Here is a 14701-nt window from a genome sequence, read left to right on the forward strand (position 1 = left end):
TGCGTTTAATAATCTCCTGTTTCTGCTCGGCCGTTAGTGTTGGGAAACCTTTTGGCATGTGCCTTCACCCCTTTCTACTAGTCAGATTATACTGAAACTACTTGTCTAGTATAAGGGGTACATGCCACAGTTTTTGCCCTAAAACCGTCAGCCGACTCTTCAATAAGTTTTAATCTTTTTAATTCATTGATATCTCTTGAAAGAGTCATTTTTGATTTATTTTTATACAAATCGATAATGCGAGGGGTTAAAATTATCAAGTCTTCCCTTTTAACCGGATGATTGCTTTGAGATAGTTCAAGAATTAAATTCCTTATGCGTTTTCTCTTGTTTTCGGAATGGTTCAAGGATCTAGATATCTCGTAAATATAACTTTCCCAGGATACTTTTAACACCTGGCTAAAAATATATTCGAGCTGGTCCTTAAGACCGTCTCTCAAGCCTTCAACTGCATAGGCTATAAAGCTACAAATATTTTCTCTGGCTAAATCTAAATGATTATAATATTGACTTCTCGTTTGATTATAATGATTGCTTAATAAGTGGGCAGCGGGACTCGGTACTCCGGAATGTAGAAGGATTGCGAATTCAATTATTCTAGCTGTTCTGCCATTCCCATCTCCGAATGGATGGATCCAAGCCATGTATAAATGTGCAACGATGGCTTTGAATATACCATTTATTATGTTGTTGTTGTGGAATTTGAATTCATTACTATTAATCCATATGCAAAGCTTGTCCAATAATTCAACAATGTATTGATGGTCAACTCCTTTGTACTGTCCGGCGACAACGGGGTAATGTCTAATCTTCCCTGGGGTTACACAATCTGGGGAGGGAACCTTGTCCAGAATAATCCTATTAAAGAAGCATATTTTGTCGATGGATAGATCGAAATGTCCTGTGTTTAATATGTCCTTAGATACTTCGTCACATAGTTTTAGAATATTGCCAACTTCCTGTCCCAAATACTCTTTTGAGGGTGGAAGCTTGAGCTTGTCGTCAATCCTTAATCGGACATCCTCTTCTGATAAAGTATTCCCTTCGATGGAGGTTGTTGCAAATACGCCTTTAGCTAAGTATACTCGATGCATTTCTTTGGAGACACCGGGAGTTAATGGAATTCTTTCTATGTGATCACATTTTGATAGGCATTCGCCTAATTGAATCCATGTCTGAAAAGAAAGCCTTCTTATATCAATTGAAAAGGTTAGCCAAGGATATCTTTCTGTCACAATACTCATGGCATTCTCCTTGTTGTATAAAATGTTAATAAACTATCTTAATTATTTGCTTAAAATATAACATATAATAAAAAATATTGACCGATATGTTTATTAATATGTTAAGATAATTCTATAATATTTGATTTGAATTGTCAATTGTTGGGGCATGTCTTCCTTGTCTTTGTTCTTGTACTTGTCCTACCTGCCTGCGGCGGGCAGGCGAGCAAGTAAGAGGACAAGGACGAGGACAAGGGAACTCGCAAAATAGGGACGGTGGCTTCTAACCTAGGCACTGCTTTGCGAGTTCTGCCGTCGGGGAGACTCGAACTCCCATGGTGTTACCCACACGATCCTGAGTCGTGCGCGTCTGCCAATTCCGCCACGACGGCCCTTCGACTTCGCTCACTGCGTTCGCTCCGCTCAGGGCCTTGCCCTATGCTGAGCGAGCGTAGCGAGTTAAAACATGCCGGAGGAGAGGGTCGAACTCTCACGCCCTTGCGGACTCGCGATTTTGAGTCGCGCGCGTCTGCCAGTTCCGCCACTCCGGCCCCTCGACTCCGCTCACTCCGTTCGCTTCGCTCGGGGAAAGCCCTGTCATTCTATAAATTCGCCGAAGTTCCTGAACTTTTTATATCTGTCCTTGACTACGGCTTCTAAGGAGAGGCTTTTTAACTCGTCCAACTGAAGGATAAGCGCCTCCTTAAGGTTGTCTGCCGCGGTCTTAAGGTCGTTATGGGCGCCTCCCAGCGGCTCTTTTATGATACCATCTATTACTTTTAGTTCAAAAAGGTCTTTTGCGGTGAGTTTGAAGTTTTGCGCCGCCTCGGCGGCCCTTGAGGCATCCTTAAAGAGTATGGCTGCGCAGCCTTCTGGGGAGATGACCGAATAGATAGAGTATTCGAACATAAGGACCCGGTTGCCCATGCCTATGCCGAGAGCCCCTCCGCTTCCGCCTTCTCCTGTTATTACGCAGACCATTGGCACTTTCAAAAGCGCCATTTCTCTTAAATTTCTGGCTATTGCCTCTGCCTGTCCTCTTTCCTCTGCCCCGATGCCGGGGTAGGCTCCAGGCGTATCTATCAGGCAGATGATGGGGTTGTTGAATTTTTCCGCCAACTTCATCAGCCTGAGTGCTTTTCTGTATCCTTCGGGGTGGGCCATACCAAAGTTCCTGAAGATGTTCTCTTTTGTCGAATTTCCCTTTTGCTGTCCCAGTACCATCACGGGCCTGCCGTCGAGTTTTGCAAACCCGCCCACCAGGGCCCTGTCATCCCCAAAATAGCGGTCCCCGTGCAGTTCGACAAAATCCTCGAATATTTGCCCGATATAATCGAGCGTGGTGGGCCTTTGCTGATGGCGCGATACCGATACTACCTGTATAGGGGTCAGGCTCGAAAAGATCTCACGCCTCAGGGATTCTATCCTTTTTTCGAGAGCGGCGGTTTCGCTCTCAAGGTCCAGGGCGCCGCTTTTGCCGAGCTTTTTGAGCTCGTCTATCTTTTTGTAAAGACTGGCTATAGGCCTTTCAAAATCAAGAAGAAATCTGTTTTGCATGTTCTTAGTATCCTAACCAGTCCAGGCATTTGATAAGTACCGGTCTGAGGTCTTTTCTTTCTACCACCATGTCCACCATCCCGTGCTCCAGCAGATATTCCGACCTCTGGAACCCGGGAGGAAGTTTTTGCCTTACGGTCTGCTCGATGACCCTGGGGCCCGCAAAGCCGACTAATGCGGCTGGTTCACCTATGTTAATGTCACCCAGCATGGCAAAGCTGGCAGACACTCCTCCTGTGGTAGGGTCGGCAAGGATGCTTATGAAAGGGATGTTATTCTGTCCCAGCATCGCAAGGGCCGAAGATGTCTTGGCCATCTGCATCAGGGACATTATGCCTTCCTGCATTCTGGCCCCTCCTGAGGTTGATACTATTATCAGAGGAAGACGAAGCTTCAGAGCCCTTTCGGCCGCTCGGGTGATCTTTTCACCTACAACGGAGCCCATGCTTCCGCCCATAAAGCCGAAGTCCATCACTGCCAGGCAAACATGCTTGCCTCCCAGGGTTCCTTCCCCTGTTACTACGGCTTCCGCAAGCCCCGACTTTTCTTCGTGCTCCAGAAGTCTTTTTGCGTACTGTTTTGTGTCAAAAAAACCGAGAAAGTCCTTTGACCTCATTTCGGGGTCATATGGGGAAAAACTTGAGCCGTCAAGCAGCGTGGCTATCCTTTCCTTTGAAGAGAGCTTGAAATGATAACCGCATTTGGGGCAGACTTTCAGGTTCGCCTCCAGGTCCTTATTGAACAGGGTCTCTTTGCATTTGAAGCACTTTACCCAGAGATTTCCGGGAATATCGAGCCTTTCGGCAGAGTACGCCGGGCTTTTTTTCTTGTTAAACCACTCTGAAATTGTCATGTTGTCTAAACCTTTAATGTATGTTATTATAACATAGTAAAACTTAAGGGAGCAGATAATGGCAAACATAAAATCGGCTGTAAAAAGGATAAAGACCAGCAGCAGGAACGAGCAGCGAAACAAGGCGCTCAAGGCCAGGGTAAAGAAGGCCGTTAAAGAAGCAAAGACGGCGATAAGCGTTAAGTCGGAACAAGCCGGTCAGGCCCTAAAGGATGCCTTAAAGAGGATCGACAAATCGGTAACAAAGGGACTGCTCCACAAAAGGACCGCCGCCCGCAAAAAATCCAGACTGATGAAACTGTTCAACAGGACCAAGTAACCCCCTCTGTATCTCCTCCTTGTGAAGGGGGAGAAAGGCAAAGGCCTGCAAGATGACATCAATATCACTGAAAGCATTTGCAAAGATAAACCTCACGCTCAAGATCCTTGGACCAAGACCCGATGGATTCCACGAGATAGAAAGCATTATGCAAAGTGTTTCGCTGTATGACGAGATAGAAATACGGTCGAAACTCGATAGAGATTCGATAGAAATTCATTGTTCGGACGATAAAGTTCCTGCAGGGGAAGGAAATATCTGCTATAAAGCGGTAGAATTGATCAGGAAAAAATTCAATATAGAAAAAGGGATAAGGATAGAGATAAAAAAGAATATTCCTATGGAGGCGGGATTGGGCGGAGGGTCTTCGAATGCAGCGGCAGTGCTTATCGGTCTGAATAAGATATGGGAGTTAAAATTGTCCGATGAGGAACTGATAGAGATCGCGGCGCAGATAGGATCGGATGTGCCGTTCTTTATCATTGGCGGCAGATGTTTATGTAAGGGGAGGGGAGAGAATATCGAAAAAGATGTAAGGGCACGCGGCCGCGTGCCCCAACGGTATATCGTCGTAAAACCAGATATCTCGGTTCCGACGGCGTGGGCGTATGAGGAATGGGACAGGGTCAAAACAATTTCCAATTTCCAATTTCCAATGTCCAATTTAGGCAATGATCTGGAGGCGGTTGTAATTAACAAGTATCCGGTGATCGGAGAGGTGAAGAAGGCTTTGTTGGAGGCGGGATGCACCGGCGCTCAGATGACGGGAAGCGGCAGCGCGGTGTTTGGGGTTTGCAGGGATGAAGAGCAAGGAAAGAAATTACTGATCAAAATAAAGGAAAGATATCCGAGATCATTCTTCGTTCAAGATGCAGGTAAGGGAATTGAGCTGGTCTAACCTTAATATTATACGATCCCCAGTTTTGTTTCATCGTTCTGTGATATGCCCCTAAATTCTATTCCAACACGAAGATGTTCCCAGGTTGAAACATCCGCATCATCAAGATTTACATTTTCAAATGTTGCCCAGTCGAGCACTGTTCTGCTAAGATCAACCCCGTGAAGATCCAGGCCGTCAAAATGCGCGCCGGACAGATCGATCAGCTGGATCGGATAGTAATAGGGACGCTCAAGAGCGCGTATTTCCTGCCCGAATGAATTCCAGCTTGCAACATCTCCGGCCATTAAAGAGCGAATGGCATCCGCAACTTGAGAATGGTAATCGCCGTATATAGAGTTAAAATATTGATAATCTGCCAGCCTTCCCGTTGTTATTGCTGTTGCCTGAGCCACACATGCGATCTCTCCCATTGCGCCATCCTGCCCCTGACCGGTTCTTCTGACAAGTCCTTCAGCATTAAGGATGAAGAATTCATCCCTCTCGAAAATATCGTAATTAAAACATCGCGGTTGGGCGGGATGGGCGAACATAGCCACATTAAATGTATCTTTCGATATCATTCCAAGGTCATTAAGGCGTGTGCTTCATCTTTGTCCCAAAACGGCAGCAGGGTCAATTCCCGGCCTCATCTGTATGATCCCTTTTCCTCCCATAATTTCCGGTTTCAGCTGATACATTCTTGCTACTCTGCCGAGGCCGATCTCAATCCTGTCAAATCCCATTTGTATTTTCCTTTACTATTTCTAATAAATGTATTCAAATATTATATCGGAGGTATGTTTGGGGGGGATTTCAGGTGATTGTGGCGGGGACTTATATTCCAAGGACCTTTATTATGACGCGCTTTTCCCTCTGTCCGTCCCACTCGCCGTAAAAGATCTGCTGCCAGGGCCCGAAGTCGGGGCGGCCTTTTGTGACGGGTACGATTATCTCGTGGTTAAGAAGCAGGGATTTTAGATGGGCATCGCCGTTGCTTTCACCTGTCTGGTGGTGCCTGTAGTCCGGCCTGTCCGGTGCTATTTTTTCCGCCCATTCCATCAGGTCATTTTTTAGACCGCTTTCCTCGTCATTTACGAATACAGAGGCTGTTATGTGCATGGCGGAAACAAGCGCCATCCCGTCGGATATTCCGGACTTTTCGATCGCTCTTTCAACTTCAGGGGTGATGTTGATGAATTCCTTCTCATTCTTTGTCTTGAGTTTAAGATATTCGGTGTAGGTTTTCATGGCAGAATCATAGCACGAAAAAAAAATTAAGGGCAAGCCTATAAGCCGGGTTCTGTCCACCCGGAGTTACCCGGGATGTACGGCCATCTGTCTGGGGTGTCCATCGCTGAACACCTCGATGCGGCAATTCAATGCCTTGCTGCAGGTGGGGTTTGCCTTCTCTTATGTCCCCATAAAAGAATGTGAGCTCTTACCTCACAGTTTCAACTTTGCCATCCCCGCTTTAGGCGGGAATTCGGCCGTGTGATTTCTGTGGCACTTTCCCTGGAGTTTCCTCCGGCAGACGTTATCTGCCACCGCTTTGTGCAGCCCGGACTTTCCTCCCCTCGACTTCGCTCACTTCGTTCGCTCCGCTCGGGGCTAGCCCTGAGCGAGGAAGCGAAGCGACCGAGTCGAAGGGTAGCCGTCCAGCTTGCCCTTGTATATATTTTAGCATACCTTGTTTGAAATCCCGAGCCCGTTTTTGCGAAAGAACTTAGGGAAAATAAAATGAAAGCAATAGAGATATCAGGCAGAAAAGGCGTTCATTCTCATAAACTCTGTCCGGATATTGTTTCTTCTGTAATCCGGGCCTCTGAAGGCCTAAGATCAGGGTTTAGGGATGTGATCCCATTCGTTTTGGAGCGGCCCGGGGACTCTGTTAAGAGACAGATGGTTTTCAGGTTCAAATCTCAGATGTTCTTTCCCGGGGTTGATACCGGCGCGGTGCTAAAGATCGTTCTGGGCGGTTTGATGGAAAACGGTTACGGGCTTCGCGCCCTGAGGCTTTTTTCTGCGGAGCACGCCGTCCGAAGAGGCATATTCGAAAGTTATAAGGGCTATGAATACAGCATCTACAGCAATGGGCCGGACGCTGTCCCGGATTTTGACAGGGAAAAGTGTTTGGGAAGATTGGGACTTGAAATGTCTGATACTCCGGTGCTTGGAGGAGGTCAGTTCGCGGAACAATACGGGATCTCCTCAGAACAACTGGGAGACATGTGGCAGAAAGCGGTTAAAAAAGAGGCGGTTGTTAAGCTGGCCCCAAAGCTCCTGGCTACAGCCCTTGATCCCGGGACCGGACCCGTTGCAGTGCTGAACGCTCAAATGGCGAACTCCAGGCTTCGTGTTGAAAGGGAAGGCGGCGTCCTTTTGGCGGCGGTAGTCGAAAGCCTCGGGGAGGATTCTTCCTCCTGGGCACGGATGAGAGGAAGGTTCCTCGGAAGTTCAGAGCCGGGTCAGGCAAGGAAAGGCAGTTTGAGACAGTTCCTCGCAGATCAGCATGATAGTTATCATCTGGTTGATGACCAAAATAATTACAACGGAGTCCATCTAAGCTCGTGCGTTCTGGAGTCTGTGCTGGAAATGGCCCTCTGGTTCTTTATGGCGCCGGAAGAACTCAAAACAGGAAGATACCTTATCGAAAGGGGCATATTGAGGCCGGACCTAGACTGGCTTATGTTCAATCCCGTTGCCAATTTTGCCGGGAACAGAAAAAGTGTTTTTACCCACACCGATTGTCTTGATGCAAAACAGGCCGTGCCTGTCCTAATAGAGATACTTGAAGACCGTGGATAGATCTTGATGCGGCGGGGTGTTTATGCGGAACTCTGGGCATCTATCCCTTTGTTCGCCAGCCTGTCCGCATCCCGGTTCTTTTCCCTGGGGATGTGTGTTATCCTGAACACTTCCATTTTTGACGCGAGTTTCTGCGCGAGGCTGTGCAGGCCTTTTAGTTTTTCATCTTTTACCCTGTACCTGCCGCAGACCTGTTCCACCAGAAGCTGGCTGTCCGAATAAAAGTGGGCTTTTTTATGCCCCAGCAGCAGAAGCTCCTCAAGAGCCCTTATCAGCGCCGTGTATTCGGCAACATTGTTGGTGGTTTTTCCTATGTACTCGGCCAGCTGCAAAACTTCCTTGCCGTCCTTTTGAGCCAGTACGCCGATGCCCGCAGTGCCGGGATTGTTCCTTGAAGCTCCGTCTATGTGCACCGAGATCATTTTAGAGTTCTTTCCACTTCTTTATAGACTGTTTTAAGGGGGGCTTTATGTTTTGCGGCGGCTCTTTTGCAATCCTCGTATTCAGGCATAGCATTTAGCAACCTACCGCCGGCGTTGGCTCTCTTTACCCTGACGGGGCCGAAACGGGTCTTGACGGTGTCTATATGCCGGGGTAGAACATCCCTTTCGCATTTTGAGATGCGCAGGCCTATAGAAGTGGTCTCTTCAAATATTATTCTTTTGATCGAAGCAAGGTCCTTTTCTTCCGCAGTAACCTCAAGCTTTACGGCAGGCCTCGATTTTTTCATGATGACCGGGGTTAGATTGGCATCGAGCGCCCCTGCCGATAGTAATCTTTCTATAACATACTCATAGATCTGCGGATTAAGGTCGTCTATGTTCGTTTCCACCACATATACTTCTCCGCTGCCGAGGGTGGCCTTTTCACCAACCAAAACTCTCAAGAGATTGGGATGTTTGTGATCTCTTGAGCCAGCTCCGAAGCCTGAGGCCAAAACCCTCATTTTAGGGACCCGTTTAAATTCCGCAAGAGTGGTCAGGATGGCAGCGCCGGTCGGGGTTACCAGCTCCCCTGTGATATCTGTTCCGTAAACCGGTACTCCTTTGATAAGCTCAAGAGTCGCAGGCGCGGGGACCGGAAGTCTTCCGTGAGCGCAGTCAACAAAACCGCGGCTTAGAGGAAAAGGAGAACAGTACACTTTTTCTATTTTGAGGAGTTCCAGCCCTATCACGGAACCTACAATATCCACTATGGCATCTACAGCCCCGACTTCGTGGAAATGGATCTTGTTGATACTTGTCCCGTGCACCTTTGCTTCGGCTCTGGCAAGATGGGTAAAGACGGCGACAGAGCGTTCCTTTACCGATCTAGACAATTTGCTGCGGGTGATGAGACGGGTGATGTCGGATAGATGGCGTGTTTGGGGCACGCGGCCGCGTGCCCTTACGGAGTTGTCCGTTACATCCAGATAGGTGCAAGAGATCCCGTTCTTCTTTACCTTGCGGCTTTGCAGCGAGTATCCGGCGAGCCTGAGTTTCTTCAGCTCGGCCCTCAACTTCTTTATGCTTAATCCTGCGTCAACGAGCGCCCCCAGTATCATATTGCCGCAGGCGCCGCTGAAGCAGTCAAAATAGGCTGTCCTCATTTTCTCCTCATTATAGCGTCGGCAAGGCATGCAGCGCCAAAGCCGTTGTCTATGTTGACCACGCCCACTCCCGTGGCGCAGGCGTTCATCATTGTCAGAAGTGCAGAAAGCCCTTTGAAGCTGGCGCCGTAGCCGACACTGGTGGGTACTGCTATCACAGGAGCCGATGTAAGCCCGGCTATAACGCTCGGCAGCGCCCCATCCATTCCGGCAACGACTATTATGACGGGCGCGGACATAATATCCTTTGTCCTGTCAAGAAGCCTGTGAAGGCCTGCCACTCCGACATCATAGATCCTATTTGCCTTATTGCCAAGGAGCTCCGCGGTTACGGCGGCCTCTTCGGCAACCGGGATATCGGCTGTTCCAGCGGTAATAACAAGTATCGGCTTTTTTGAGGCAGAGAGGTCCTTTCTTTTTGTGCTCCTGATGGATATAATCCGCGCGAGAGGGAAGTATTTTGCATTCGGAAGGACTTTTTTAATCTCCAGAAATATTTTTTCATCTGCCCTTGTGGCAAGCACATCCTTCTGGGTCAAGGCTATTTTTTTAATATGTTCTATGGTCTTGCCCGGGCAGTATATGACCTCGGGAAAACCTTTTCTCAGCTGGCGGTGATGGTCGACCTTTGCAAAGCCGAGGTTCCGGTAAGGGAGAGCCCTCAAAAGCGAAAGAGCTTCAGCAGGGGAGAGCTTGCCTTTCCTGAGGCGGGACAAAATTCTTTTTAGCTGCGGAAGGTCCATTGTATAAGAACCTCAGTTGGACATTACATTAAGTTTACTGTCCGAAACACGGATGGAGCAGGTGCCCGAGCTTTTGATGAGCTCCCCGTCAAATTTTGCGTAAGTCTCCAAAGGGCATTCAATATCGACCTTTGAGGCCCTCATACTTATCAGGTCATCAGCGTACCTTCCGCAGCCTTTCTTTATCTTTGAGCGGTTGGCCAGATACCGGAGCTTTCCGCCGCTTTTTATGACGGCAAGGTCAAGGAGACCGTCTTCAAGGCTGGCCTTTGGAGCCACAAGCCGGCCTCCAAACAGATATCTGCCGTTTGCCACCTGCACCGAAATTACCGAGGAGTCTATCACGGAGGAGTCTGCCGTTATAACCACCCGCAGCGGCTTGAACCTGCGGAAAAAGAAAAGAGCTTGCGACACTTTGTCCATTAAGGCAATAGGGCCGCTTCCTTCTATGCCTTGTTTTGCAAGTTCGGTCTTGAGGCCCAGGGACACGCCGTTCAAAAAATACCGCCCGTTAATAAGTCCTAGATCTATCTTTCTGGAGCGCCCCTCGACCGCGGTCTCGCATGCAGAAATAAGATCCTCGGGATCCAGCCCAAGGGACCTTGCAAAATCGTTCTTTGTTCCTGCCGGGATCACAGCAAGACGCGTTCTGCTCCCTGCCAGCCCGTTGGCAACCTCGTTGGCAGTGCCGTCACCGCCTACAGACAGGACCAGATCAAAGCCGTCTTCGACCGCCTTTTTTGCAAGGGTCGCGGCGCCCATCGGCCTAAAGGTGCGGTCAAGGCTGTACTCCAGCCCTCTGCCGCACAAAAAGTTCTCGACCTCGTACGCGAGCTTTTTTGCTTTTCCTTTACCGGCCTGCGGATTGACAATGATCTTGATGTTCATCAGTTAAAGAATTATAACATAACCCTTGAGCCAAACCGCCTCACCGCGCCTTAAAATAAAGGACCCCGTGGATCTCCGGGGTCTTCTTTTATATAAAAGTACTTTTCAGCCTATTTTTTTGAGGATGTTGCCCACCACCATATCAAAGCGATGACTATTATCGCTATAACTACCCACCATATCCAGTTCATATCTTCACCTCCTTTGCTCAAGGATGTGCAAATTCTACCACCGGGAAAGTGTTTGTCAAGGGGTGCTCTTGAAAGAGGCGGATAAAAAGATTAATATAAAAAAAGACATGAACTTCAATTATCTTCCGCCGCTTCCAAAACCCTGTACTCTGGTGCCTGAGGCCTGGAAGGACGCGGCCAAACGGCCGAGGGGCCTTGAATACAGGAACGGCATCTATTACGCAATGGATGCCATGCCGGCCAAGAACACGGTGCTTATAAGCGCGGACTCCGTTGCCCATCTCAAAGAACTGTGTTTTTTCCTCATCTGGAGATATCAGAAGACCTATACCAGGGATTATTACGAAACACTTTACGGCAAAATGTTCCAGGCTTTTTGCGATCTGCTCGACGGCAAAAGGGCCTCTCTCAGCGGGGTTCCGGGGCTTTTTAGCGGCATAGTTTTCGGCGACAAGCAGTACAAATTCAAGATGACATTTTATTCACAGCAGACCGTGCCCATGCAGTTTTCGGGGTCAAAGATCTGTATGGGGCTTGCTGTTGACAGGGTGCAGAACGCGGCCGGACTTCCGGTAAAGAACCCCCAGGACCTTGCCAATGCTTATAAGGAACTAAAGACCATTGTTGGCCAGGAGCTTGATTACATGGCACAAAACCCCAACCTAAATAAGAAAGACGCTCCGGACCCCAAAGCCAAACAGTGAAAAAGCTTTACCTTGCCTCCGCCTCCCCCCGAAGAAAACGCCTGATAAAAAAAATAAAGGGCTGGAAGCTCTTTGTTTTACGGAATGATCATGACGAAAATGAGAATAAACGGCTGCCGCCCGGCAGACTGGCGGTCCATCATGCAAGAGAAAAAGCGCAGAAAGCGGCGCCAAAAGTTAAGAGCGGAACGATCGTGGCTGCAGATACGATAGTTGTCTGCGCCGGAAAGATACTGGGGAAACCCAAGAATAAGAAAGATGCTGCAAGGATGCTGAGGGTGATAAGCAATAAGGTGGTGCGGGTAATTACGGGGATTGCGGTGATGAGGATTGATAGGGGCATGCATCTGCCTTGCCGGACGGGACAAGAAACCACCCTTGTTAAGATCAAAAAATTGTCCAAAGATGAGATAGATGCATATGTTAAGACCAGGGAGCCCCTGGATAAGGCTGGGGCTTTTGCCATCCAGGGCAGGGGAGCTTTCCTGGTGGAGCGGATAAAGGGTGACTATGATAATGTGGTGGGGCTGCCGATCAAAAAGTTGAAATCGATATTGGAGGGGCAGGCGGCCGCCTGCCCGTACGAAAAGAATGCCAAAAATGTATGATCTCATAATCGTGGGGGCAGGTCCCGCCGGAATGATGGCTGCAATAAGGGCCTCGGAGCGCGGGCTCAAGGTCCTGATCCTGGAAAAGAATTCCTCTGCGGGGAAGAAACTTCTCATCTGCGGCAACGGCCGGTGCAATGTGACCAATGCGGAAAAGGACCCCGCGGCTTTCTGCTTTAATTACATGAAGAACCCGAAGTTCATGATCAGCATGCTGCACAATTATTCGAACCTGGAAGTGATGGAGTTCTTTGAGTCGGCAGGAGTGGCTCTCAAAGTCGAGCCCGGTTTAAAAGTGTTCCCCAAAAGCAATAAGGCAAGGGATTTTCTTGACGCGCTTCTTAAGAGGCTTATAAAGCTTAAGGTGGACATCATTTATGAAGCGCCTGTCGAGGAGTTGCTCACCAGCCCTCACCCCCAACCCCTCTCCCAACCCCTCGACTACGCTCGGGGCAAGAGGGAGAGGGGAGCAGTCATCCGGGGTGTCAAGACCCCCAAGGGGGAATTCCTTGCGCCAAATGTCCTTCTCTCGACCGGGGGCAAAACAAAGCAGAGAACAGGTTCAACGGGAGACGGGTTCAGGTTTGCAGAGAGCCTGGGACATAAGATAATCCCTCCAAAGAAAGCGCTGTACCCGTTTGAGGTAAAGGAAGTAGATATCTGCAGGAAACTGAATGGTTTAAGTGTTGAAGCGGAAGTCTTGTTCATCAACCGCACCGGCCTGCTTTTTAAGGACCACGGCCCGATAATGTTCGCGAACTTTGGTCTTACCGGACCAACCATGATAAATGCAGGCCTTAATGTTTCGAACGCGCAGATGAGCGGCTTCAGGGTCTCGATAAATTTCTTCCCAGGTCTTGACGAAAAGAAAGTCGATGAGCTTTTGGTCGGTAATTTTGCGGCCAATCCCAATAAAGATGTTCTGAATTCCCTTTTCCTGCTGCTTCCCAAATCTTTACCGCCTGTGATCCTGGAGCTTTCCGGGATATCCCCGGACATCAAGGTCCACGACCTGACAAAAGAGCAGAGAAAACAAATACTGAAGCAGCTTACCGAGCTTTCATTCACCATCTCAAACTATGTCATTGTCAACAAATCGATCGCTACCGACGGAGGCATAGACCTTAAAGAGATCGATAATAAGACCCTGGAATCAAAAATAGTTAAAGGCCTGTATTTTGCGGGAGAGATACTTGATGTCATCGGAAAAACAGGCGGCTTCAATCTTCAGGCGGCCTGGTCAACGGGCTGGACGGCGGGCAACAGCGTTAGCGGTGGTATAATTAAATAAAATACGGCAAGGAGGAACAATATGTCTACCGATCTTGAAAAGGCCGCAAAGACCTCGATACTTCTGGAAGAAGAAGGATATGCTCTCTATATGAAGGCGGCAAACGCCTCAAAGAACGCTCTGGGAAGTGCCACGCTAAAAGCCATAGCCGATAAAGAGCTTATGCACATTAAGGCAATAGAGAACTTTTATTCCCAGATAACCGGTAAGGACTTTGACAAGGCTGCGGGTGCAGCGGATGCGCAGTGGAGCGAAAGACTTAAGTCCGAAGTCTTAAGCGGTATAAAAGGCTCGCTTGAAAAGAGCGTCGCACCTGATAAGGAGCTTCTGCATGCCTATGAAGTAGGCATGGACCTTGAGAAGAAGGGTTTCGACTTTTATAAAAAGATAGCCGGCGAGACCGAAGAGCCTGCCGCAAAAAAACTGTTCGAATTCCTTGCCAAGGAGGAGAGCATACATTATGACCTCCTTGAGGACACGCATCTTTACCTGTCAAATCCCTCCGAATGGTTCCACAAGGAGGAAAAATGGCTGGTCGAAGGCTGATACCGCGCCCAAGGGACCTGGCGCTTTTACTGACCGCTGTACTTTGTGCCGGCGTTCTCTTTTTTGCTCTCAGCAAGGGCTTCATCAAGAAGAACGACGAAATTAACATCCTTGTCATGGGGATCGACACCGCTTCGGGCTGGAGAGCGAGGTCGGACTCGATCAACCTGCTGCATATAGACTATGCGGAGAGAAGGATCGGCATCCTTGCCATACCAAGGGACACTCTCGTGGACATTCCGGGATACGGGCAGGACAAGATAAACCATGCTCATATGTACGGAGGCCCGGAGCTGTCCTGTCTTACCGTGTCAAATTTTCTCAAGGTCCCCGTCCATTATTACATTGACATCAATTTTCCTCTTTTCATGAACCTTGTCGACAGTATAGGGGGTGTTACTGTCGATGTAGAAAAGCCGCTCTACTACAGCGACAATGCAGGAAGCCTGCATATCAATCTGAGGGCGGGGCCTCAGAAACTGTCAGGTTATCAAGCCATGGGGTA

The 14701-nt window shown here is 48.7% G+C and carries 18 protein-coding genes, 2 tRNA genes and 1 other RNA gene; 8 read left to right on the forward strand and 13 right to left on the reverse strand.

Translation table 11 applies throughout. From position 1 onward, the window contains the following. Positions 1 to 86: 86 nt before the first annotated feature. The 5 genes from WC490_07495 to accD form a co-directional block, all read right to left on the reverse strand. A complete protein-coding gene (locus WC490_07495) occupies positions 87 to 1235 on the reverse strand; it encodes a Fic family protein (protein MFA5098447.1) in 1149 nt (382 codons plus the stop codon). A gap of 298 nt (positions 1236 to 1533) precedes the next feature. Continuing rightward, positions 1534 to 1615, reverse strand: a tRNA-Leu gene (locus WC490_07500). A 75-nt stretch (positions 1616 to 1690) separates the two neighbouring features. Next, a tRNA-Leu gene (locus WC490_07505) sits at positions 1691 to 1774 on the reverse strand. A 46-nt stretch (positions 1775 to 1820) separates the two neighbouring features. Continuing rightward, on the reverse strand, positions 1821 to 2780 hold the full coding sequence (locus tag WC490_07510; GenBank protein ID MFA5098448.1) for an acetyl-CoA carboxylase carboxyltransferase subunit alpha: 960 nt from the start codon (positions 2778 to 2780) through the stop codon (positions 1821 to 1823). A 4-nt stretch (positions 2781 to 2784) separates the two neighbouring features. Further along, the gene (gene accD, locus WC490_07515) at positions 2785 to 3633 is read right to left on the reverse strand and encodes an acetyl-CoA carboxylase, carboxyltransferase subunit beta (GenBank protein MFA5098449.1); all 849 of its coding nucleotides are present in this window, start codon (positions 3631 to 3633) and stop codon (positions 2785 to 2787) included. A gap of 58 nt (positions 3634 to 3691) precedes the next feature. On the opposite strand from accD, the gene rpsT reads away from it, so the two are divergent. Further along, positions 3692 to 3952: a 30S ribosomal protein S20 gene (gene rpsT / locus WC490_07520; GenBank protein MFA5098450.1), complete on the forward strand. Its 261-nt coding sequence runs from the start codon at positions 3692 to 3694 to the stop codon at positions 3950 to 3952. A 52-nt stretch (positions 3953 to 4004) separates the two neighbouring features. Next, positions 4005 to 4850 carry a 4-(cytidine 5'-diphospho)-2-C-methyl-D-erythritol kinase gene (gene ispE, locus WC490_07525; GenBank protein ID MFA5098451.1) on the forward strand — a complete coding sequence of 282 codons (846 nt, stop codon included), beginning with the start codon at positions 4005 to 4007 and terminating at the stop codon, positions 4848 to 4850. 8 nt (positions 4851 to 4858) lie between these two features. On the opposite strand, the gene WC490_07530 is transcribed toward ispE, so the two are convergent. From WC490_07530 to rnpB, 4 genes are all read right to left on the reverse strand, one after another. Then, entirely contained in the window at positions 4859 to 5413 is a 555-nt protein-coding gene (locus WC490_07530) for a pentapeptide repeat-containing protein (protein MFA5098452.1), read from the reverse strand. Between the two features lie 24 nt (positions 5414 to 5437). After that, on the reverse strand, positions 5438 to 5575 hold the full coding sequence (locus WC490_07535) for a hypothetical protein (protein ID MFA5098453.1): 138 nt from the start codon (positions 5573 to 5575) through the stop codon (positions 5438 to 5440). A gap of 91 nt (positions 5576 to 5666) precedes the next feature. Further along, a complete protein-coding gene (locus WC490_07540) occupies positions 5667 to 6080 on the reverse strand; it encodes a secondary thiamine-phosphate synthase enzyme YjbQ (GenBank protein ID MFA5098454.1) in 414 nt (137 codons plus the stop codon). A gap of 25 nt (positions 6081 to 6105) precedes the next feature. Further along, an RNA gene (gene rnpB, locus WC490_07545) (RNase P RNA component class A) lies at positions 6106 to 6499 on the reverse strand. A 70-nt stretch (positions 6500 to 6569) separates the two neighbouring features. Between rnpB and WC490_07550 the strand changes: the two genes are divergently transcribed. Then, the gene (locus WC490_07550) at positions 6570 to 7637 is read left to right on the forward strand and encodes a hypothetical protein (GenBank protein ID MFA5098455.1); all 1068 of its coding nucleotides are present in this window, start codon (positions 6570 to 6572) and stop codon (positions 7635 to 7637) included. A 20-nt stretch (positions 7638 to 7657) separates the two neighbouring features. Here the strand turns inward: WC490_07550 and WC490_07555 are convergent, their stop codons facing one another. Genes WC490_07555 through WC490_07570 form a run of 4 tightly spaced genes read right to left on the reverse strand, consistent with a single transcriptional unit; the run spans position 7658 to position 10856 of the window. After that, complete coding sequence (locus tag WC490_07555) at positions 7658 to 8059, reverse strand: ribonuclease HI family protein (GenBank protein MFA5098456.1); 402 nt, start codon at positions 8057 to 8059, stop codon at positions 7658 to 7660. Continuing rightward, the gene (gene larC, locus WC490_07560; GenBank protein ID MFA5098457.1) at positions 8056 to 9225 is read right to left on the reverse strand and encodes a nickel pincer cofactor biosynthesis protein LarC; all 1170 of its coding nucleotides are present in this window, start codon (positions 9223 to 9225) and stop codon (positions 8056 to 8058) included. The genes WC490_07555 and larC overlap by 4 nt, the downstream gene beginning before the upstream one ends. Further along, the gene (gene larB, locus WC490_07565; GenBank protein ID MFA5098458.1) at positions 9222 to 9968 is read right to left on the reverse strand and encodes a nickel pincer cofactor biosynthesis protein LarB; all 747 of its coding nucleotides are present in this window, start codon (positions 9966 to 9968) and stop codon (positions 9222 to 9224) included. The genes larC and larB overlap by 4 nt, the downstream gene beginning before the upstream one ends. Positions 9969 to 9980: 12 nt before the next feature. Beyond that, the gene (locus WC490_07570) at positions 9981 to 10856 is read right to left on the reverse strand and encodes a diacylglycerol kinase family protein (GenBank protein MFA5098459.1); all 876 of its coding nucleotides are present in this window, start codon (positions 10854 to 10856) and stop codon (positions 9981 to 9983) included. Positions 10857 to 11109: 253 nt separating this feature from the next. On the opposite strand from WC490_07570, the gene WC490_07575 reads away from it, so the two are divergent. The 5 genes from WC490_07575 to WC490_07595 form a co-directional block, all read left to right on the forward strand. Next, the gene (locus WC490_07575) at positions 11110 to 11751 is read left to right on the forward strand and encodes a hypothetical protein (protein MFA5098460.1); all 642 of its coding nucleotides are present in this window, start codon (positions 11110 to 11112) and stop codon (positions 11749 to 11751) included. Next, positions 11748 to 12359 carry a Maf family protein gene (locus tag WC490_07580; GenBank protein ID MFA5098461.1) on the forward strand — a complete coding sequence of 204 codons (612 nt, stop codon included), beginning with the start codon at positions 11748 to 11750 and terminating at the stop codon, positions 12357 to 12359. Before WC490_07575 ends, WC490_07580 begins: the two co-directional genes overlap by 4 nt. Continuing rightward, positions 12343 to 13650: an NAD(P)/FAD-dependent oxidoreductase gene (locus WC490_07585; GenBank protein MFA5098462.1), complete on the forward strand. Its 1308-nt coding sequence runs from the start codon at positions 12343 to 12345 to the stop codon at positions 13648 to 13650. Before WC490_07580 ends, WC490_07585 begins: the two co-directional genes overlap by 17 nt. Positions 13651 to 13671: 21 nt before the next feature. Further along, positions 13672 to 14196 (forward strand): ferritin family protein, encoded by a 525-nt coding sequence (locus tag WC490_07590; GenBank protein ID MFA5098463.1) that lies wholly within the window; start codon positions 13672 to 13674, stop codon positions 14194 to 14196. Then, positions 14178 to 14701, forward strand: a 524-nt coding sequence (locus WC490_07595) for an LCP family protein (GenBank protein MFA5098464.1), incomplete at its 3' end; no start/stop codon positions are given. The genes WC490_07590 and WC490_07595, both read left to right, overlap by 19 nt.

The organism is Candidatus Margulisiibacteriota bacterium (genome assembly GCA_041650635.1).
Lineage (GTDB): Bacteria > Margulisbacteria > WOR-1 > JAKLHX01 > JBAZKV01 > JBAZKV01.